The sequence below is a fragment of the Paenibacillus sp. PAMC21692 genome, from assembly GCF_014303795.1.
In the GTDB taxonomy this organism is placed as follows: domain Bacteria; phylum Bacillota; class Bacilli; order Paenibacillales; family Paenibacillaceae; genus Pristimantibacillus; species Pristimantibacillus agaridevorans.
Map to the genome: position 1 here is coordinate 3,246,747 of NZ_CP060293.1, position 18,763 is coordinate 3,265,509.

Below are 18,763 nucleotides of genomic sequence, written 5' to 3' on the forward strand. Positions count from 1 at the left end.
AATGTCAAGAACGATTGAGCATATAAGAGAAGCGGCGGTCGACGCGACGCTGCGGATGCCGCTTCGCGAATGGAATTGGAGCGAAGGCGTGGCCTTGTACGGTTTGACTACGTTATGGGAGAGAACGGGATCGGAGCGCATTCGGACATTCCTTGAGCGGTGGTATGGCGAGCATCTCGGCGGGGGTTCGATCCCGGAGACGGTGAACGCCACGGCTCCTTGGGCAGGCCTGATGAAGCTGTCGGGCAAGCTGGGGCTGGTCGATTACGCCGATAGGCTCGCGGATCGCGTCGATCATCTGCTGCATCGCTCGCTCAGACTGGCGAACGGCGCTTACGAGCATACGCTGACGGAAACCAAGTTCGAGAAGCAGATGTGGGTCGATACTTTGTTTATGGCGGGGCTGTTCCTGACGGAAGCGGGGTTGCGGCTTGGGAACGAGGATGCGGTAGAGGAAGGGCTGAAGCAATTCCATGTGCATGTCGCGGGGCTGCAGCAGCCGAACGGCCTTTTCTATCACGGCTGGGACGAAAGCAAAGGAAGCGTCATCGGCTGTCAGTGGGCGCGCGGCAACGCATGGGCGGCCGTCGTGGCTGTGGAGCTGCTGCGCATCCTGCCGGAACGTTATGCGGAGGATCGGCGGATAATACGGGATGTGCTGCACAAACAGTTGAAGGGATTGCAGGCGTATCAGGACCTGTCGGGCTTGTGGACGACAGTGGTGACGGAACCGGGCACGTATGTAGAAAGCTCGGCGGCGGCGGGCATCGCTTACGCCGTGCTGAGAGGCATCCGCGAAGGATCGGTCGACCCCTCGTTTGGCAATATGGCCCGCAAGGCGTATCGAGCTGTCTGCGCGCTGATCGATCATGACGGCGTGCTGCGGGGCGTATCCAGCGGAACGGGCGTGCAAAGCCATCCCGGCGAATATCACGTTATCGCGCGCGATCGCCTGGAAGGCTACGGGCAAGGTTTGCTGCTGATGATGTTGTCCGAGGAGCTCTGAGTTAGATGGGCGAAGGATTTCGCAGCAGAGGAAATGATCGCGAAACGACAGATGGCGAAGGCGCGCAGAGGACGCTTGGATACGGCGACGTTCTCGGCTCGGGACGAGAACTGGCGTGGCCGGTTGCGAAATTGCTGGAAGGCGCGGAACCGGAGACGCTGATGTACAAAAGCGTCGGCGGCACCGGACTGCGGCTGCTATTCGTGAAGCCGGATGACTGGAGACCGGAGGATCGCAGGCCGGCGATCCTCTGGATTCACGGCGGAGGTTGGTCGGGCGGACAGCCCGAGCAGTTCGTGCCGCATTGCCGGTACGCGGCGCTGCGGGGAGCCGTCGGCTTTAGCGTGGATTACCGGCTCATTCCGAATACGGAGGAAAAGGCGGGCTTAAGCAAGGAGAGTCCGCTCACCACGAACATGGAGGAAAGCGTCGACTCCGCTGCAGGTCAAGACCGTGGGGCAAACCGCCTTGCATCGGCGGCGAAGCTTGCGTGTCAAGCTTCCAGCGTGGAGGACTGCCTTAGCGACTGCATCGATGCCTTGCGGTTCATTCGCGAGCAGGCGTCGGATATGGGGGTCGATCCCGAACGAATCGTCGTCGCTGGCGATTCCGCAGGCGGACATCTCTCCACCTGCATCGGGACTTTGCCTCTTGATCATCCGCTCGGGGTTTTTGCGATCGTCAATTGCAACGGTATTGTCGATCTGACCGACAAATGGCGGTATTCCTCCCGCGCTCCTCTGCAGGAGAAGGCGCAGACCAACGGGCAGGCTGTGCGAAACTGGTTTCTGGGGCGCGAGGAAGCGGGACGGCTGTCGCCGCTTCAGCGGATTCGTCCCGGTCAACCGCCGTCGCTGACGCTGCATGGCCTGCTTGACCGTACGGTTGAAGCCGAGCAGTCTGTGAGATATGTAGAAGCGCATCGCAGCTGCGGCAACGACGCGAGGCTAATTCTATATCCTCGATCGAAGCATGCGTTCATTTTATTCGGCTATACAGCGGCTGTGGCGGAAACGATGGAAGCACTCGGAGACATCGATCGTTTCTTGGAAAACGCAGGATTCTGGGAGAACGTTGGGATACTTCCCCTCAAATGAATTTGTTGACGACGGAACCCCTGCTTGGAAGCGGCCAGTACAGTTGGGCGGCGCCATAATACATGGCGTAAGGGTATGCGGCTGTAAAGGGAAGCTTAAGCCAGTCCGCGGGCTGCTGCTTCTCGGCGTATGTGACCGCCGTCTTCAATCCCGTCAACAAGCCATCCGCTCCAAGCAGCAGGCGCCTCGCCTTGTCCGGTTCTTCACGAGCGGAGAGGAGAGCCGGCGAATGAGCGCCAAAAGTCTCCTTTTGGCGCTCCTCCATGTCCTCCGACGCCAATTCTCCTCTCGCCAGTCCGAACTGCGAAGTTGCCGGATGCCGCAGAGCAAGTTCGATGACCTCCCACACTTCGGGCATCAAATATTCCTCATTGCGCTTGTAAACAGAAGCAAGCCCGTTTAACAGATCATCCAGCTCATGGAGCTTGTCCTTCGTTATTTCTCCATTTCGCCAGCCTTCTTGGCGGCCCAGCTCGATCATTAGGCTGTTCAGCTTTCCTTCGGCGGCTTTTGCTGTTCGAAGCCAGGCCGCGGCTCCCTTAGCAGACGACGCTTCCCAATCGGCCAGTCCGTTGACGGGCTCGGCGCGCGAAGGTTCGATCAGCTCCCGGTTGCGATAAGCGGCATAAGGGTTAACGGCGCTAATCGGCGCATAAGCATTCGAACGTTCAATCCCTCTTATGGAGCGGATATATTCAGCCATTAAGTACTCCCCCTTTCCAAGTCCTGCATAAGGACATTCACGACGAGAATGAGAAAAAAATAATATAATTAGCATACTATATAACGAACACGAAAGGACTCGAACGAGAGAGTCGAAACGTCACGAATTGTTCGTTATAAGGAACGAATTTGTCGACGAAAGACTCTCGCTGTCGATTAGATGATAAGAAATAACAGTCCAATGTCGTCTAGATTCAAAACGGCAACGCCCGATGATCCGCTTCGGGACAATACATGGGCAGGATTCTGTCCGGATTGCGCGTAATTAGTAGAGTGTGCTTCTATGGAAGCAGACGTTGCTTTATCCCCTTGCCGCTGTTTCTTGCCGCGAACACCTTTACTCTTTTTGCCTGGTGTTGTTCGCCTGTTTGACGTGGATTGTTCGTTCGAGTTTCCCTGCTCCCGTTCATAGGCTGATTGGTTTCCATATGGCTGCGAGAAATGCAAGCCTTGACAGTCCCCTTGACAAGGAGATACGAGAACAAGACGTCCGTTAGCGCAACTTTCCGCGATTCCAACATACCTCAATCCGTTTTTTGCCACTGCGCAGACCGGCATCCCGATAATATGCTGCAAGTGATCGACAGTAAGCGGATAGATTCGTTCCATGGCTCCGTAACCATTCCCTCCATTGGTGTTGTTGCGACAGTGTATTCATCCGGAAGCCGAAATGTACGTTTACCTATACAAGAACGGAGGTTATACCATGTATGTACCCCGGAATTCTTTGTTGAATCGGAATGTAGCGGAAGCAGCCAGACATGGGGGATCCCGCAGTCCCCGCAACAAATACGGCGTGGCATTTGCAAGCGCGATGCTCGTTCTCTTGCTGATTGCGGCATTGGTGCTGCAAAAATCGGAATCGAAGGATCAGGCTGCCGCCCCTGCGCGGTACGCCCATGATCTTGCGCAGCTATGGAGCTGGAGCGATTCGGTGTTCGTCGGTGGAGCGAAGACGGCAGAATGGACGCTTCGGTTCGATGCGGCATTAAGCGAAGGGATGTCATTGGCGCAGTTGTCCGATAGCGTATTCTCCGACGCAGATGGAGTCATAAAGACGGAACGAATCGTGACGAATGGGGGAAACAGCGTGTCCGGACAATACACCGCGCTTATTGGCGAAAGTACGGACGCCGCTCGACTGTCGCTGCATCAGACGGGACAGTCCGGCAATGGCATGACGGTGATATTGCTTTTGGAATCGGGCGTCGAAGACTCGACGGAGCAAGGTCTGCAGGCTGCGCTTAAGCAACTGGGCTCCCTCCTCGCGAAGATGAGCGACGAATGGACACTAACGATGAAGACGCATGGATATTCGGACAAACAAGAAGGAGCCAAAACACTGGAGCGAATAGCCAGAGGCCGCATCCTGGAGCAATATGAGGATGGAGGCACACGCAGCGTCACGATGTTAAGCGACGCTCTTTTATCGTCAAAGGCACTCGGACATAACCGGCATGCCAATTTGCAGGTCGCGGAGCATAGCAGCACGGAAACGGCGCGGAACGAGCTGACGATAGGAGTACCGCTTATTTCGGGTGATTTCTCCTCGGTTCGAACGACCGAAGAACGAGCGGATTAACAGATGGTTTATTTGCATTTTTTATAACCCGTTCAATGGCGATTTAAGGTTGAATATGCTAAACTACATATCATGCAATTCCCATAAAAATTCAGGTAGAAAGAATGAGGCGTATGACTCCCAATCCCATAATAGAATCGAATTCCCCGGAAGGCGCGGTTTATTACCTGTTCGGGGCGACCGGAGATCTCGCAAGACGCAAGCTGTTCCCGGCATTGTTCAGTTTATATAAAGAAGGCAAGCTGTCCGAGAAATTCGCTGTCGTCGGTCTCGCTCGCCGGGCGCGCAGCAACGAGCAGTTCCGTTCGGATCTGTACGAATCCATCAACGAGTTCTGCCGCTACAGGGCCGACGACGCCGAGCTCTGGACGCGGTTCGCGGAGCACTTCGTCTATATGTCGCTGGATATTAACAACGTCGACGGGTTCCGCGAGCTATCCTTGTTATCCGCAGAGCTGGACGAGAAGTTCGACATCCCGGGCAACCGTCTGTTTTATCTGGCGCTTGCGCCGTCACTGTTTGGCCCTGTATCCCTAAATCTCCGAGACGGAGGTCTGTTGGAGTCCAAGGGATGGCATCGGCTCGTTATTGAGAAGCCATTTGGCTACGATCTGCCCTCGGCGCAGAAGCTTAACGAACAATTAGGCCAAGTGTTTAAGGAAGAAGAGATTTTCCGGATCGACCATTACCTGGGCAAAGAGATGGTTCAGAACATCCAGGTCATCCGTTTCGCGAACGCATTTTTTGAGCCGTTGTGGAACAATAACCATATCGCAAATGTGCAAATTACGTTGTCGGAGACTGTGGGCGTCGAGGAACGCGGCGGCTATTACGACAAATCCGGCGCGCTGCGGGACATGGGGCAGAACCACATGCTTCAGATGCTGACGATGATCGCCATGGAGCCGCCAAGCCGACTTCACGGCGAGGATATCCGCGACGAAAAGGTAAAGGTGCTTCGTTCTCTTCGCGGCTACAAGTCGAACGAGGAAGTACGCAGCCATGTCGTGCGCGGTCAATATACCGCCGGCAAGCTGGGCAACAAGGAACTGTCAGGCTACCGCCAGGAGGAGTCTGTCGGCGAAGATTCCGTGACGGAAACTTATTTTGCCGCAAAGGTGTTTGTCGATAACTTCCGCTGGGCGGGCGTGCCGTTCTATATCCGTACGGGCAAACGCCTGCCGGTTAAAACGACGGAAGTCGTCGTGGAATTTAAAGCGATGCCGCAAAACGTCCTGTTCGCGCAAAAACACGAGCTGTCGCCGAACCTGCTTGTCATCCGGGTTAATCCGATGGAAGGCATCTATATTAAGATCAACGCCAAGAAACCGGGCGCGGACAACGACGTCCAGCCGGTGTCGATGGAATTTTGCCAAAGCTGCATGATCGGCATCAATACGCCGGAAGCCTACGAGAGGCTCATTCATGACGCGGCCCGAGGCGATTCCACTTACTTTACGCGTTGGGACGAAGTATCCCATGCATGGGAATTCGTGGACCGGATCGCGAAAGGCTGGCGCGAGGATTCATCTGATCTTGAGCCGTATCCGGCAGGATCGTGGGGTCCGGCAAAGGCGAACGGGCTGCTCGCGGAGCAGGGCCATCACTGGTGGCCGGTCAACGGCCAGGATGAGGATAACGTCATCTGGATCACCAATAAGGATAAATAGATAAGACCGTGAAGGGAAGGCAAGCATGAATCAATCATTATCAAACGAAATTAAGCAGGAAGTCGACAAACGGCGTACGTTCGCGATCATATCCCATCCGGACGCCGGCAAGACGACCTTGACCGAAAAGCTGCTTCTATTCGGGGGCGCAATTCGACTGGCCGGCTCTGTCAAAGCCCGGAAAGCCAGCCGTCATGCGACATCCGACTGGATGGAGATCGAGAAGCAGCGGGGCATCTCCGTTACCTCGTCCGTCATGCAGTTCGATTATTTGGGGCATCGCGTAAACATTCTGGATACTCCCGGTCACCAAGACTTCTCCGAGGACACATACCGCACGTTGACGGCGGCGGACTGCGCGGTCATGTTGATCGACGTTGCGAAGGGCGTCGAGGTGCAGACGGTAAAGCTGTTCCAGGTTTGCCGCAAGCGCGGAATTCCGATCTTTACCTTCATCAACAAGTTGGACCGCGAGGGCAAAAGCCCGTTCGATCTTATGGAAGAGCTGGAGCAGGTGCTTGGCATCCGTTCCGTGCCGATGAATTGGCCAATCGGCATGGGCCGTGAGCTATGCGGGGTCTACGATCGGATGAAGAACCAGGTGGAGCTGTTCCAAGGGAACGATCACTCCACGATAGAAGTACGCAAAGTCGGCGACTACAACGATCCCATTATTCGCGAGATGGCCGGCGACTATTTGACGGATCAGCTGGTTTCCGATCTGGAGCTGCTTGACGTAGCGGGTGATCCATTCGACTACGACAAGGTACGCGCAGGAGAGCTGACGCCGATCTTCTTCGGCAGCGCCGTCAACAACTTCGGCGTACAGACATTTCTGGAGAACTTCCTGCAGCTAGCGCCGAAGCCGACTTCGCGGAACAGCATGTCGGGCCCTATCGAGCCGACGAACGAGAAGTTCAGCGGCTACGTATTCAAGATTCAGGCCAACATGAACCCGGCTCACCGCGACCGCATCGCGTTCCTGCGTATTTGTTCGGGACGGTTTGAGCGGGGGATGGCCGTAAAGCATGTGCGAAACAAGAAGGAGATCAAGCTGTCGCAGCCGCAGCAATTTCTGGCGCAGGACCGCGATATCGTCGAGACGGCTTACCCTGGCGACATTATCGGTCTGTTCGATCCCGGCATCTTCCGTATTGGCGATTCCTTGTCGCAAGGCATGGAGGTGGAATTCGACGAGCTGCCAACGTTCTCTCCCGAAATTTTCTCCAAGGTAACGGTTAAAAATGCCCTTAAGCATAAACAATATCAGAAGGGGCTGGACCAGTTGACGGAAGAAGGCACGATCCAAGTGTTTTACTCCACCGGCAACTTCGACGAGACGATTCTCGGCGTCGTCGGCCATCTGCAATTCGAGGTGTTCGAGCATCGGATGAAGGCGGAATACGGCGTAGACATCCAACTGCACCGTATGACGTTCCAATTTGCCCGCTGGATCGTGGACGAGAAGATCGATCCTTCCAAGTTCCGAATCAACTCCACGCTCGTGAAGGACAAAAAAGGCAATTACGTTGCCTTGTTCGAGAACGAATATGCGATGCGCACCGCCATGGACAAAAATCCGACCTCCAAGTTTCTGGAGACGGCGCCTTAAACTTATCTCAACCTCTCGGCCGAGCTGCCGGGGGGATTTTTTTATTGTATAGGAAATAATGCGACATACGAGATTGTGGATAATGAGCTTCAGCAGTAATGGGGCAAAATAGGTTGGCGGTCATTTTTGCGACTATTAAGTAGGCGAACGAGCAGCTATAGGCGTTAAAAACGCCGATGGACCGGAAAGTAACTCCAATTAGCGTACATAGGAGTTAGTGACGCTTATGGCTCCAAAAAGTATAAGTTTTGCAACCACTGTGCTGACAAAGCCAGTGAAACGTAACCGAATGGTGAGAAAAGAAGTAAAAAAAAGCATGCGCCAATGCGGCGCACGCTTGCAAGAAGCTCAATTATTGGAAGCTTTTGAAGCCTTGGTTCATTCCGGCTTGATTTTGAAAACCGTAGGAATGGCTGGTTTGCTGATTGGCGAATGCAGGGGAAACGTGGGAAAGGGAAGCTTGCTCGATTTGACGCAGGTTTTGGGACATTTGCTGCATTTGCTGGATGGCTGTTTGATGACCTTGCAGTGCCGTTTGGATCGTTTGAGCGGCACGCTGCTCCTTCTGAGCGATTTCCTCCAGCGTTCTTGCGTTTTGCTGCTCTTGCTGCAGCAATTGCTGGTACATCTGAGAGGCTTGCTGCGTTTGGGTGATGAGTTGGCTGATCAGTTGTTCGCATTGGTTGATCTGGCCGGTAATGGATTGATTCTGGTACAAGGATTGGTTCTGATACATGAGATTACCTCCGTCTGATATTAGGATAGTGTGGCGCTTCGCGATTCTTTCTCACACCAACCCGATTAGTTATTCTCAGGATGTGGATGGATTATTCAAACGTGGCAACTCTATGAAACTATCTCTCTTTTATTGTGTCCAGATAGACAGTTAGTCTATAATAGTTGGGATACAAAGAGAATGGGAGGGTACAAGAGCAGGCATGAAGAATCGCAAGTCTATTATTTTGCTGACATTGGGACTATTGCTAATCATTATCGCAGGGTTGTTTTACGTAATAAAATTACAGGACGACAAGGGCCCCGCGCCCGTGACGGAAGTTAAGGATATTCCACAGGTTCCGGTAAAGGAGCTGAAGGAGCAGTACGACGTAGTCGTCGTCGGCACCGATCCGGAGGGCGTGGCCGCAGCCGTATCCGCGGCGCGGAATGGCCTGAAGACGCTGCTGGTTGACGGGAAAAACCGAGAAATATTGGGCGGACTGTTTACTTTAGGCTGGCTTAACAGTCTGGACATGAACCGGGCGCCGGATGGTGTCGATTATTATAACAAAGGCATATTTAAGGAATGGTTCGACCGAGTCGAAGGCGATTCCTTTGCTATCATTACGGCTACCAATGCCTTCCATGAATTGGTAGAAGCAGAAGATAACATCGAGGTTCGCTTGGGCATGAAGAGCATAGAACCCATTATTTCGACTGATGGCGGCGCAACGACCGTAACGGGAGCGAAGCTGACGGCCGCTGATGGCACCGTATTGGATATAACCGCAGGGGCTGTCATCGACGCGACGCAGGACGGCGATTTCGCGGCTGCTGCGGGAGCGCCGTTTACGTTCGGCCGCGAGGATATCGGCGACGACAAGCTGTTGATGGCCGTTACGCCGGTGTACGAGCTGGTTAACGTGACCCCGGAAGTGTGGGATGCCATCAGTAAACGTCAGAACAATGACGACGATCCGGATACGGGAGCAAATAACGAAAGCGTATGGGGCTTCAAAGAAATGTGGGAATATCCTTCCACGAATCCGGAGCGCATTCGTTCCCGGGGACTTAACATCGGCCGTTCGGTCAATGATACCGCGTTTATCAATGCCGTTCAGATTTTCGAGGTCGACCCGTTTAATCCCGCATCCATCGAAGAGGCCTACGAAATCGCGCGTAAGGAAATTCCGCTTATGCTCGATTATTTGAAGTCGCTGTACCCGGAGCTTGAGCCGATAGAGCTTGGGGCGCTTGCGCCGGAGCTGTACGTGCGAGAGACTCGCCACTTGATCGGCGAATATCGTCTGACGATGACGGATTTGCTGGAGCAGCAGACTCATCCGGACGATATCGCATTCGGCTCCTACCCGGTCGATATTCAGAGCACTTCGTCCGCGCCTACGGACAGAGGCGCTGTCGTTATGAGACCGAAGTTCTACGGCGTGCCGTTCCGTACGCTCGTGCCGCAGGAGATAGACGGCTTGCTCGTCGTCGGACGTTCGGCCAGCTTCGACTCTTTGCCTCATGGCAGCGCTCGCGTCGTGCCGCTCGGCATGGCAACAGCCCAGGCTGCAGGAGCAGCTGCAAAGCTTGCACAGGAGGAAGGCATCACGTTCCGCGAGTTGTCGGCGAGCGAGTCGCTGATCGCGACCCTGAAGGAGCGGCTGACGGAACAGGGCATGGATTTGACTCCGCCTAAGCTCGAGCCATATCCCTTCATCAGCCACCCAGCTTACGAAGGCATGAAGCTGGCTGTAAGCATGGGCATCTCTCAAGCCGGGTACGGTGTCGACTTCGGACTGGATATCGAGTCCAATCCGAAACGTCTCTTCTTTAATCTGACCGGTGCGTCCAAGACGCATCCCGAAGCGTTCGCGCATTCGGCGGAACCGTCCATCAAGGACATTCCGACGGACCAAGTGAGCACGATGCCATTAACGCTGGAGCAAGCAGCTTATTCTCTCTTGATCGCCGTAGAAGGCGAAGCCGTTCCGGCCAAGGCGCTGGACGTGCTTATGGCGGGTGGCCTCGTCCAAGCGGACACCCTGGCCCTGATCAAGGACCGCAATAAGCTGACGAACGGCGACGTATACATGTTAATTAAAGATGTCGTGGACGCCTTGTCCACCAAATAAGACGATGAAAGCCGATGGGGCGGAATGCGCCCTGTCGGCTTTTTTTATAAAATTTCGTGGCGGACATCCGCGACCGTCGGCCGTTTCACCTTGACGAGGGAAACGTCAGCCTTCTATCAGCCACATTCCAAATATATGAAACTGCCATTCTATCAATCCCGTAATAAGTAGAGTTGTTTATCCTACTACGAGAAACGGAGTGAAAGTTCAGTTGAGATGGTTGACTAAAACAATGACCGCATCAGTCGTAGCTTTTAGCCTGGTTGTACCTGCTGCTTACGCAGCTCCGGCGACGGATACGCCGGCTGCCGGCTCAGGCGCAGTGCCGCTTGCAAAGGACTTGAATGCAGAGACGGCTAAAGCATTTTTGGATTCGTTTTTTGCCTCCGAGCAAGCAAAACCGCTATATGTAGGAGCATCCGTCGTCATCGTCAAGGACGGCAAGACGATCGCGGAGAGCGGTTACGGATTCGCGGATCTGGAATCGAAGGAGCCCGTCGATCCGGCAAGCAGCCTGTTCCGAATAGCGTCGGTATCCAAGTCGTTTACGGCAACGGCGCTCATGCAACTGGTGGAGCAAGGCAAAGTGAGCCTGAAGGATGACTTCTCGAAGTACATCAAAGGACTGAAGTTTGATAATCCATACGATGCCCCGGTGACGATCGAGCAGTTGCTTACGCATACAACCGGCTTCGAAATTCAGGATCCGCTTCCGGAGGATATACATACCGACTACGACCGTGTCGTGAAGCTGGAGGATTACGCGCTCAAGCATATGCCTCCCGTCGTCAGGGAGCCCGGAAGCTCCTATATGTACGACAACTTCGCATCGCTGCTGCAAGGACTAGTGGTACAGAATGTCAGCGGCGTGCCGTTCGAGACCTATATGGAGGAAAACCTGTTCGAGCCGCTTGGCATGACGAACAGCACCTTTTTGCCCAAAGATGAGCTGAAGGAGCGAATGGTAACGGAGTATGGGGCCGACGGCTCGGTGCTTGATCATTATGCCATCGATCCGACGGTAATGCCGCAGGGCGGCATGTTGTCCACGGCTCAGGATGTCGGCAAATATATGGTGTCGTTCTTAAACGAAGGAGCAGCCGGTTCCGGACGTATTTTGAAGGGTGCAACGGTAGCCGACATGCAGGAGTACCGCTCTTACGCGCATCCGCTGCTGCCGGATACAACTTATGGCTTCGAGGCGCCGATCCAGCTGCCTGGAGCGGGCAGCAGCTCAAGCGTCATTACCAAGGCGGGCGATCTCATTGGCACCAGCTCCCTGATGTTTATGATTCCGGAGGAGGAGACAGGCGTATTCCTGACTTACAACAAACTCGGACCGTTGCGCGATCTATTCTACCCGGCCTTTATTGCAGAGTTTTTCCCGGATATCGCCAAGCCGGCAGAACTGGATCCAGCGTTCGAGCCGTACACGACGGAGGAGCTGGGAGCATTTAGCGGCGTTTATTCCGATCTGCGGCTTCGCGTAATCGTATCGACGCTTGGTGCGGAAGAAGACGGCAGCTTGGTTATCTCGGATTCCTTCCTGGGACCTCGCAGCTTGAAGCAAGTGGATGACAATCTGTTTGTCGACGGTCTGACGGGCAAGTTTACGGCATTCCGACTAAACGACGACGGCAATGCTACCTACATGAAGGAACCCTATCTGAATCCGCTCGGCTATGCGCGCAAGGGCGTAGAACCTGCCGGCTTCGCCGATGTCCCGGCCGATCATCCGTATGCGGAGGCCATCCATGCGCTTCAGTCGCTTGGCTATCTCTCCAATGACGCGAAGGCAACATTCGGACCCGAAGAAGCGGCAACGCGCAGCGGGTTCGTGCAGGCTTTGATGGAGATCAGCGGACTAAGCGGAAGTACTTCCGAGGAGCCAGCCTTTAAGGATCTCGCTGGCCATCCTTCCGCTCCGTTTATCCAGCAAGCCTATGAGATGGGACTTGTCAAAGGCGCGAACACGGAAGAATTTAGACCGGATCGCCCAATTACCAGACAGGAAGCGGCCGTTATGATCTGGCGCGCGCTCGTATTGCAATATCCGGCGGAGCTGTTCGAATCCGTTAAGCTGTCCGGAGATACGGACGAATGGGCTGAGCCTGCCGTAAAGATGCTCGTAGGGTTAGGCCTCATCGGTCCTGAAGTGAAGCAGAATGCGGACGGAGCTTTCGACTTCTTGTCCAAGGCAACCCTGAAGCGCCAGGAAGAAGCGTTCATTCTCCATGCGCTTCTGACATCGCCGACGGATGCCATCGTTGCGGGGTTGATGGCCCAGCAAGCTCAATAATGGATTACAGCTCCCGATGCTTGACATCGGGAGCTGTTCTTTTATTCCAAGAGTTTAAAATTTGTCTATGTTATTAAGAACCAGGATGATCCCCGCGATGCTCATTACCCAGGACAACGTCGATCCGGCGCTGTTAGCAAGCTTTGTGCCAAGTTTCTCAAGCGGATGGCGCATTAGGCGTCCCAGAACTAGATGAAGCAAGTATAATATGATCGCGGGCAAAACCATGATCACATTGTACGAGGCTAACAGCGGAACCCACTCCACGGGCGTCAGCTCGGCTGTGCCCATAAGCCCGATTGCGGCAAAATAGGGAAGGGCTGTCGCGACCTCTATGGCAAAGGTAGTTATTCCGAGCGCAACCATGGAAGCGACGTTTTTGGATTTAGGTCTAGGGGGCGAATATTTTTTTTTGGTGTTGATAAAGAAGCTTCCGATAAACAGGGCCGCGCCGATAATCGTCAAAGCTATGCCGACAGCCCGGCTTTGGAAAAGATCCGCTGCCGATTCCATAACGGTGCCGAGTCCCATCATCAATAAAGCTCCGACGGCAAAATACAGAACGGCGACGGTTGCAATATAGGCGAGTAGACGAGTGAACACCTTCCCTCCGGGAGAGAGCAGCAAATAGATGGTGACTCCGATGATGGCGGGGCTAAGCATGTCCAATAGGGACAAGGCGCCAACGGATAAAATTAATTCTGTGGTCAACGAACTACCTCCGATCACTTATTGTAGCGAGATAAAAAGATGTCGTACGCGTTTTCGATTAACGCGATAAGCCGATCGTGGATGGGATACAGCCCCATCTGCTCCGATTGTTCCGAAGACTTCCGAATGTCCCACAGCTTCTCCGCAAAAGCCTCCTCGCCGCCGAATTCCTCCAGATACTTCTCGTGCATGCGAGCAATAATACGCTGAATGGCGGGAGAGTCGGGAGCCGAATCCCCGTATTTGTTGAGCTGACCCAGTAAAGCGATCCACTCCAGAGAATCGGGATCGTCGCTGTTCATATTAGGCAGCCGTTCCAGCAAGGGGAGTTCCCGTTCCTCGAACATTCGTGCGCGGTAATCATGCTTGATAGCCGAATCGCTGCCGGATGACCGGATAAGCCGATGGATGACCTCCCGTTTGGTTGCTCCTTCAACCGCGAGGCTATTAAGAAGCCCCCGCAGGTCCGATTCCGTTTGCTTTAATTTTTTTTGCTCGTTTATGACGTAATGGAGCTGCTGCTTTAGCGAGCCGGACCAGTTCCATTCTTCTCTGGCAAGCATGTCCTCGATTTCCCGCAAGCCAAAGCCCAGTTTTTTGAGAAACTGGATTTGCTGCAATCTCATCAATTCCGAATCGCCGTATAATCGGTGATTTCCTTGCGTCTTATCCGCAGGCTTGAGCAAGCCTATATGGTCGTAATATCTTAACGTACGGACCGTAATGCCGGTTTGTTTGGACATTTCATGAATGGAGATCGACTTCGTCACCTTCTTTCGCAAATAGGTATGATTCTATTGTAAAAGATGACGCTGCGTCACTTTCAAGCTTTTTTTCGTCATTCAACCTTTTTTTGCAGTCGATGTGAAGTTGAGGGGAGAATGCGATTGCCCGTGCTATTTTTCCCTGACGAAAGTATAATGAAAGGAATGTGATTGGAGGTTAACGGGGATGAAAAAAATTATGTTCACGGGCGGGGGCTCGGCTGGTCATGTGACCGCGAATCTCGCGCTGATTCCATACTTTCGTCAGGAGAACTGGTCGATACATTATATCGGTTCCGTCGGCGGCATCGAACGAAAGCTGATCGAGGAGCTGCCCGATGTGCGGTATTGGCCTATCTCGACAGGGAAGCTGCGCCGCTACCTGGATTGGAATAACGTGAAGGATCCATTTAAGGTGGTGGGCGGACTGCTGCAGGCCTACCGCATCATTCGCAAGGAGAAGCCGAATGTCGTCTTTTCCAAGGGCGGCTTCGTGTCCGTGCCTGTCGTCATCGGCGCATGGCTGAACCGGGTGCCCGTGCTTATCCATGAATCCGATATGACGCCGGGCCTGGCGAACAGGATCGCTCTGCCGTTTGCTTCGGGCATCTGCACGACGTTCCCGGAGACGACGAAGTCGACCTCGCCGGGCAAAAGCCGGTACATAGGTCCCGTCATTCGCGATGAGCTGCTGCAGGGGAAAGCGGAACGGGGACGCGAGCTGTGCGGCTTCCGCCGGGATAAACCGGTGCTGCTCATCATGGGCGGCAGTCTCGGGGCGCGGCGCATTAACGAAGCCATCCGCAAGCAGCTGTCGCCGCTGACGAGCCGGTTCCAGATTGTCCACCTATGCGGCAAAGGCGGCGTAGATGCCAAGCTGGAATCGAACAACTACAGGCAGTTCGAATATGTAAACGACGAGCTGCCGCATCTGCTGGCATCCGCGGACATCGTCATTTCGCGTGCGGGCTCGAACTCTATATTCGAATTTTTGGCTCTCCGCAAGCCCATGCTCCTTATTCCGCTGACCAAGGGCCAAAGCCGCGGCGACCAGATACTGAACGCCGAATCGTTCCGAAAGCTGGGTTATGCCGAAGTGTTGCCGGAAGAGCAGCTGACGCCGGATTCGCTGCTGGAGCGGACGATGGACCTGTACGGGAACAGGGAGCGTTACAAGGAAACGATGAAGGCGTTTGATCCCGGTAACGGCATCAAACTAATTCGTGATTGGATCACGACGATTATGAAGTAAGCCTGTCCGCAAGGAGACGGGGAAAAAAGCTGCTTTGACGCCATCCGTTTGCGATGACGCCAAGGCAGCTTTTGCGTTGGCGGGGTTATGTGTGCCCGGACTGAAAGTACGTGAAGCGATTACTTCCGGTTGTAGACGAGCGGGTTCAGCGGGCTTGCTGCCGGATCGCCTGGCTTGCAGCCCGGGAACCAGCTATTCATGTCCGATTCACGCGCCTTGCTGTCGGGTTTCGCCACCGTCAGCCCGTCCGCGATATAGATGACGGTCATAACCTTGCGCATATGCTCCGTCGGGTTGCCCGGGGCGGAATGCATCGTCCAGCCGGAGTGGAAGGTAGCGTCGCCCGGCGACATGGCTCCGTAATTCACCTGCGGTATGCCTTTGCCTTCAATGAATTGTCCGAGCGTCTTATGCGATTCGTCGGAAATGAACTGCTTGTTGACGTAACCCAGCTTATGCGTCCCGGATGCAAATGACATCGTGCCCACCTCTTGCGGGATCGGGACTAAGGGCATCCACATCGTAATCGTTTTGTCTGTGTCGAGCGGCCAATAGATTTGGTCCTGGTGCCATGGGGTATGCCCGCCGCCCGGTTCCTTGAACAACGCTTGATCGTGATAAATGCGCACGCCTTCCACGCCCATCAAATCGGCGGCGATTTTCGCGAAACGCTTCGCCAGGACAAATCGCTTAACCTCTTCGCTCTTCTGCCATAGATTTCCGACCTGGATGAAAGCTTTGCCGTACGTGTCCCGCTCGGAGACGGGTTTGTCGTGGTAGTTCAGCTCCATGACGATGGATGTAATTTGATCCTCGTAATACGCGATTTCCTCTGGTGTTGCGACGTTTGTCAAAAAGATGTGACCGTCTTCTTGATATTTGTCCGTCTGCTCTTTGTTGAGAGGGTATTCGTTTTGCATGTCGTAATACGTTTTTGCTTGTTCTGTCATGTTCTACACATCCTTTGACTCTGAATTATGAAATAAGATAGTTCTATCATAAGGCGGAAGTGACGAGAGGGCTTTGTCAAAGTCAATTGAAAGTTTGTCAAAAACAACGAAAATTATGAACGGTCATGGTATAGTGGAAACAACAGATACGTTATGTACGGAGAGGCGATTTACGATGCAGCGATTATACGAAACGATGAACGAAATGCCGATCGTCCCGTTTGTCCGCCAGTGCGACTATGCAGTTCGAAAGCCGTGGGTCATGCCGGAGCGGAGACTGCTGGACTATTTGCTTATTTACGTGCAGGAAGGCGAATGCCGCTTCTATGTAGATGATAAAAACTACCGGATGGGGAGGGGGGAGTTCTGCCTCATTCAGCCGAACAGCTACAACAAGCTGGCGGGGTTAACGAATACGGTAACTCCTTTCGCGCATTTCGATATTTTCTACCACCCGAGACGGGAAGAGAGCTTCGCTACAAAAGCCGGGCAAACCCAGTTGTCCGCTTATGCGCATCTGCTGCAACCGAGACTGGATGAATTGATGGCGACCGATATTCCGGTCAAGCTGGTGCCGAAACACGAAGGCAAATTCAGAGATACATTTCTCAAGGTCGTCGAACAATGGCAGCATAACGACCCGATTATGCAGTTAAAGGCTCAGGCGGGCATGCTGGATATCGTCTCGATGATCGTGGAGCAGTACGCGCCTAGCGCCCCTCCCTCAAAAGCGGCTACGACCGCACTGGATTGGGTCACGTCTTATCTGTCCTTCCGCCTTGGCGAATCTGTGAGCGTGGCCGACATGGCGAAGCGGGCCAATCTGTCGATATCCCGGTTCAACGAATTGTTTAAGGCGCAATACGGCATGACGCCGCATCGCTACTTGCTGGATATGCGTGTGAGCCATGCCTGCGAGCTGCTGCGCGAGACTCCGTTGTCGCAAGAAACGATAGCCGACTATTGCGGATTCTCGGATATCCACCACTTCTCGAAAATGTTCCGAAGCCGAATGATGATGTCGCCGGGAGAATATCGGAGATCGACGTAATCCGCGCGGCACCGCCAAAGGACGGCGGCGGCCGATTCACTTTGTGAAATGAAAGGATTGACGGTAAAACGGTTTCATGCCATAATGTACGCGTGTACATAAAAGGCGAGGAGGCTGCTTCCATTAGCAGGAAAGAAGTAGCGAGGCTGGCAGGCGTGTCGGAGGCAACGGTCTCCAGAGTGCTAAACAATGTAGGTCCCATCAAGGAAGAGACCAAGCAACGCGTGCTGCGGGCTGCAGCAGAGGTTGGTTATGTGCCAAGCGCATTGGCGCAACAGTTTGCAAGACAAAAAAGCGGCAATATCGGGGTTATTCTACCGTCTGTACCGAAGGTGCATCTGTTCTCGACTTATTACTTCTCGGAAATTTTAAGCGGGATCGGCGAAGGGGCCAAACGGTTCGGCTATGACTTACTGCTGATGTTTCAGGAGCCGGGCGAGCCGCGCGATTATGCCGCCTTGTTCCGCAAGCAAAAGGTGGACGCCTGTATTATGCTGGGTTCGCAGGATGTAGCGGAGGAGCGCGAGGCGCTGGCGGAGCTGGCGGACGCCGGACATCCCTTCTTTCTTGTCAACCAGCGCTTCGAAGGTTATCCATTCCCATACGTCGACGCGGATCATGTTTATGGAAGCAAGCTGGCGGTGGAGCATCTTCTCCAGCAAGGGAGGAGCCGTATTGCCTTTTTGAATGGACCGGATCGGTATTCCAACAGCCTTGACCGGCTGAAGGGGTATAAAGAAGCTTTGGCGGGCAGGGGGCTTTTGTATGACGACAGCCTTCTGTTTGAGGGCAATTACAGCCGCAAGAGCGGATTTGCCGTTGCGACCGCTGTCGGCAAAGCGATTAGGGACGGATTAGTCGATGCGGTATTCGCGGCCAATGACCGGATGGCCATCGGATTGATGCATGGTTTGCGGGAGCAAGGACTGGAAGCTCCCAAACATTATGCGCTGATCGGCTACGACGACTCTGACGGCTCGCGGATCATTCGTCCGATGCTGTCGACCGTAGCGGTTCCCTTTTACGAGATGGGCAAGCTGGCGGCGGAGAAGCTGCTCGATTCGGGACGGCAGGCTGTCGGGGCGGACGTTGATGAAGTAAAGGCTAGAGAATCCATGCTGCAGGTGCAGCTCATCGCAAGAGAGACGACATAACACAAGCGGGATTCAGAACGATTCCATTCAATCTAGA

15 protein-coding genes are annotated in these 18,763 nt (G+C 54.1%); 10 read left to right on the forward strand and 5 right to left on the reverse strand.

Annotated features, from left to right (window positions below; translation table 11 throughout):
• Position 1 precedes the first annotated feature (1 nt).
• Complete coding sequence (locus H7F31_RS12690) at positions 2 to 1,006, forward strand: glycoside hydrolase family 88/105 protein (RefSeq protein WP_187104474.1); 1,005 nt, start codon at positions 2 to 4, stop codon at positions 1,004 to 1,006.
• 5 nt (positions 1,007 to 1,011) lie between these two features.
• Positions 1,012 to 2,103, forward strand: coding sequence for an alpha/beta hydrolase (locus tag H7F31_RS12695; RefSeq protein ID WP_187104475.1), 1,092 nt, complete (start codon positions 1,012 to 1,014; stop codon positions 2,101 to 2,103).
• Here H7F31_RS12695 and H7F31_RS12700 read toward each other — a convergent pair.
• Positions 2,096 to 2,806 carry a hypothetical protein gene (locus H7F31_RS12700; protein WP_187104476.1) on the reverse strand — a complete coding sequence of 237 codons (711 nt, stop codon included), beginning with the start codon at positions 2,804 to 2,806 and terminating at the stop codon, positions 2,096 to 2,098. The genes H7F31_RS12695 and H7F31_RS12700 overlap by 8 nt on opposite strands.
• A 726-nt stretch (positions 2,807 to 3,532) precedes the next feature.
• Here H7F31_RS12700 and H7F31_RS12705 point away from each other — a divergent pair.
• From H7F31_RS12705 to H7F31_RS12715, 3 genes are all read left to right on the forward strand, one after another.
• On the forward strand, positions 3,533 to 4,408 hold the full coding sequence (locus H7F31_RS12705) for a hypothetical protein (RefSeq protein ID WP_187104477.1): 876 nt from the start codon (positions 3,533 to 3,535) through the stop codon (positions 4,406 to 4,408).
• A 113-nt stretch (positions 4,409 to 4,521) separates the two neighbouring features.
• Positions 4,522 to 6,078, forward strand: a complete 1,557-nt coding sequence (gene zwf, locus H7F31_RS12710) for a glucose-6-phosphate dehydrogenase (RefSeq protein WP_187105328.1) — start codon at positions 4,522 to 4,524, stop codon at positions 6,076 to 6,078.
• A gap of 25 nt (positions 6,079 to 6,103) precedes the next feature.
• Positions 6,104 to 7,690: a peptide chain release factor 3 gene (locus H7F31_RS12715; protein WP_187104478.1), complete on the forward strand. Its 1,587-nt coding sequence runs from the start codon at positions 6,104 to 6,106 to the stop codon at positions 7,688 to 7,690.
• A 352-nt stretch (positions 7,691 to 8,042) separates the two neighbouring features.
• Here the strand turns inward: H7F31_RS12715 and H7F31_RS12720 are convergent, their stop codons facing one another.
• Positions 8,043 to 8,426 carry a hypothetical protein gene (locus H7F31_RS12720; RefSeq protein WP_087570101.1) on the reverse strand — a complete coding sequence of 128 codons (384 nt, stop codon included), beginning with the start codon at positions 8,424 to 8,426 and terminating at the stop codon, positions 8,043 to 8,045.
• A 202-nt stretch (positions 8,427 to 8,628) separates the two neighbouring features.
• Here H7F31_RS12720 and H7F31_RS12725 point away from each other — a divergent pair, with 202 nt between their 5' ends.
• Positions 8,629 to 10,545, forward strand: a complete 1,917-nt coding sequence (locus tag H7F31_RS12725) for an FAD-dependent oxidoreductase (RefSeq protein ID WP_187104479.1) — start codon at positions 8,629 to 8,631, stop codon at positions 10,543 to 10,545.
• A gap of 232 nt (positions 10,546 to 10,777) precedes the next feature.
• A complete protein-coding gene (locus H7F31_RS12730) occupies positions 10,778 to 12,844 on the forward strand; it encodes a serine hydrolase domain-containing protein (protein WP_187104480.1) in 2,067 nt (688 codons plus the stop codon).
• A 54-nt stretch (positions 12,845 to 12,898) separates the two neighbouring features.
• Here the strand turns inward: H7F31_RS12730 and H7F31_RS12735 are convergent, their stop codons facing one another.
• Both H7F31_RS12735 and H7F31_RS12740 read right to left on the reverse strand, forming a co-directional pair.
• Positions 12,899 to 13,555 (reverse strand): GAP family protein, encoded by a 657-nt coding sequence (locus H7F31_RS12735; protein WP_187104481.1) that lies wholly within the window; start codon positions 13,553 to 13,555, stop codon positions 12,899 to 12,901.
• A gap of 14 nt (positions 13,556 to 13,569) precedes the next feature.
• Positions 13,570 to 14,298, reverse strand: coding sequence for a MerR family transcriptional regulator (locus H7F31_RS12740; protein WP_187105329.1), 729 nt, complete (start codon positions 14,296 to 14,298; stop codon positions 13,570 to 13,572).
• A 208-nt stretch (positions 14,299 to 14,506) separates the two neighbouring features.
• On the opposite strand from H7F31_RS12740, the gene H7F31_RS12745 reads away from it, so the two are divergent.
• The gene (locus H7F31_RS12745; RefSeq protein ID WP_187104482.1) at positions 14,507 to 15,571 is read left to right on the forward strand and encodes an undecaprenyldiphospho-muramoylpentapeptide beta-N-acetylglucosaminyltransferase; all 1,065 of its coding nucleotides are present in this window, start codon (positions 14,507 to 14,509) and stop codon (positions 15,569 to 15,571) included.
• Positions 15,572 to 15,690: 119 nt separating this feature from the next.
• On the opposite strand, the gene H7F31_RS12750 is transcribed toward H7F31_RS12745, so the two are convergent.
• Positions 15,691 to 16,521: a phytanoyl-CoA dioxygenase family protein gene (locus tag H7F31_RS12750; RefSeq protein WP_187104483.1), complete on the reverse strand. Its 831-nt coding sequence runs from the start codon at positions 16,519 to 16,521 to the stop codon at positions 15,691 to 15,693.
• Between the two features lie 175 nt (positions 16,522 to 16,696).
• Between H7F31_RS12750 and H7F31_RS12755 the strand changes: the two genes are divergently transcribed.
• Together H7F31_RS12755 and H7F31_RS12760 are read left to right on the forward strand one after the other, a co-directional pair.
• Entirely contained in the window at positions 16,697 to 17,572 is an 876-nt protein-coding gene (locus H7F31_RS12755; protein WP_261800404.1) for an AraC family transcriptional regulator, read from the forward strand.
• A 98-nt stretch (positions 17,573 to 17,670) separates the two neighbouring features.
• Complete coding sequence (locus H7F31_RS12760) at positions 17,671 to 18,726, forward strand: LacI family DNA-binding transcriptional regulator (protein WP_397374685.1); 1,056 nt, start codon at positions 17,671 to 17,673, stop codon at positions 18,724 to 18,726.
• Positions 18,727 to 18,763 lie beyond the last annotated feature (37 nt).

Excerpts from the sequence above, each read along its gene's own strand:
- H7F31_RS12690 (WP_187104474.1), top strand. The coding sequence starts at position 2 with ATGTCAAGAACGATTGAGCATATAAGAGAAGCGGCGGTCGACGCGACG.
- H7F31_RS12695 (WP_187104475.1), top strand. The coding sequence starts at position 1,012 with ATGGGCGAAGGATTTCGCAGCAGAGGAAATGATCGCGAAACGACAGAT.
- H7F31_RS12700 (WP_187104476.1), bottom strand. The coding sequence starts at position 2,806 with ATGGCTGAATATATCCGCTCCATAAGAGGGATTGAACGTTCGAATGCT.
- H7F31_RS12705 (WP_187104477.1), top strand. The coding sequence starts at position 3,533 with ATGTATGTACCCCGGAATTCTTTGTTGAATCGGAATGTAGCGGAAGCA.
- zwf (WP_187105328.1), top strand. The coding sequence starts at position 4,522 with ATGACTCCCAATCCCATAATAGAATCGAATTCCCCGGAAGGCGCGGTT.
- H7F31_RS12715 (WP_187104478.1), top strand. The coding sequence starts at position 6,104 with ATGAATCAATCATTATCAAACGAAATTAAGCAGGAAGTCGACAAACGG.
- H7F31_RS12720 (WP_087570101.1), bottom strand. The coding sequence starts at position 8,426 with ATGTATCAGAACCAATCCTTGTACCAGAATCAATCCATTACCGGCCAG.
- H7F31_RS12725 (WP_187104479.1), top strand. The coding sequence starts at position 8,629 with ATGAAGAATCGCAAGTCTATTATTTTGCTGACATTGGGACTATTGCTA.
- H7F31_RS12730 (WP_187104480.1), top strand. The coding sequence starts at position 10,778 with ATGACCGCATCAGTCGTAGCTTTTAGCCTGGTTGTACCTGCTGCTTAC.
- H7F31_RS12740 (WP_187105329.1), bottom strand. The coding sequence starts at position 14,298 with ATGTCCAAACAAACCGGCATTACGGTCCGTACGTTAAGATATTACGAC.
- H7F31_RS12745 (WP_187104482.1), top strand. The coding sequence starts at position 14,507 with ATGAAAAAAATTATGTTCACGGGCGGGGGCTCGGCTGGTCATGTGACC.
- H7F31_RS12750 (WP_187104483.1), bottom strand. The coding sequence starts at position 16,521 with ATGACAGAACAAGCAAAAACGTATTACGACATGCAAAACGAATACCCT.
- H7F31_RS12755 (WP_261800404.1), top strand. The coding sequence starts at position 16,697 with ATGCAGCGATTATACGAAACGATGAACGAAATGCCGATCGTCCCGTTT.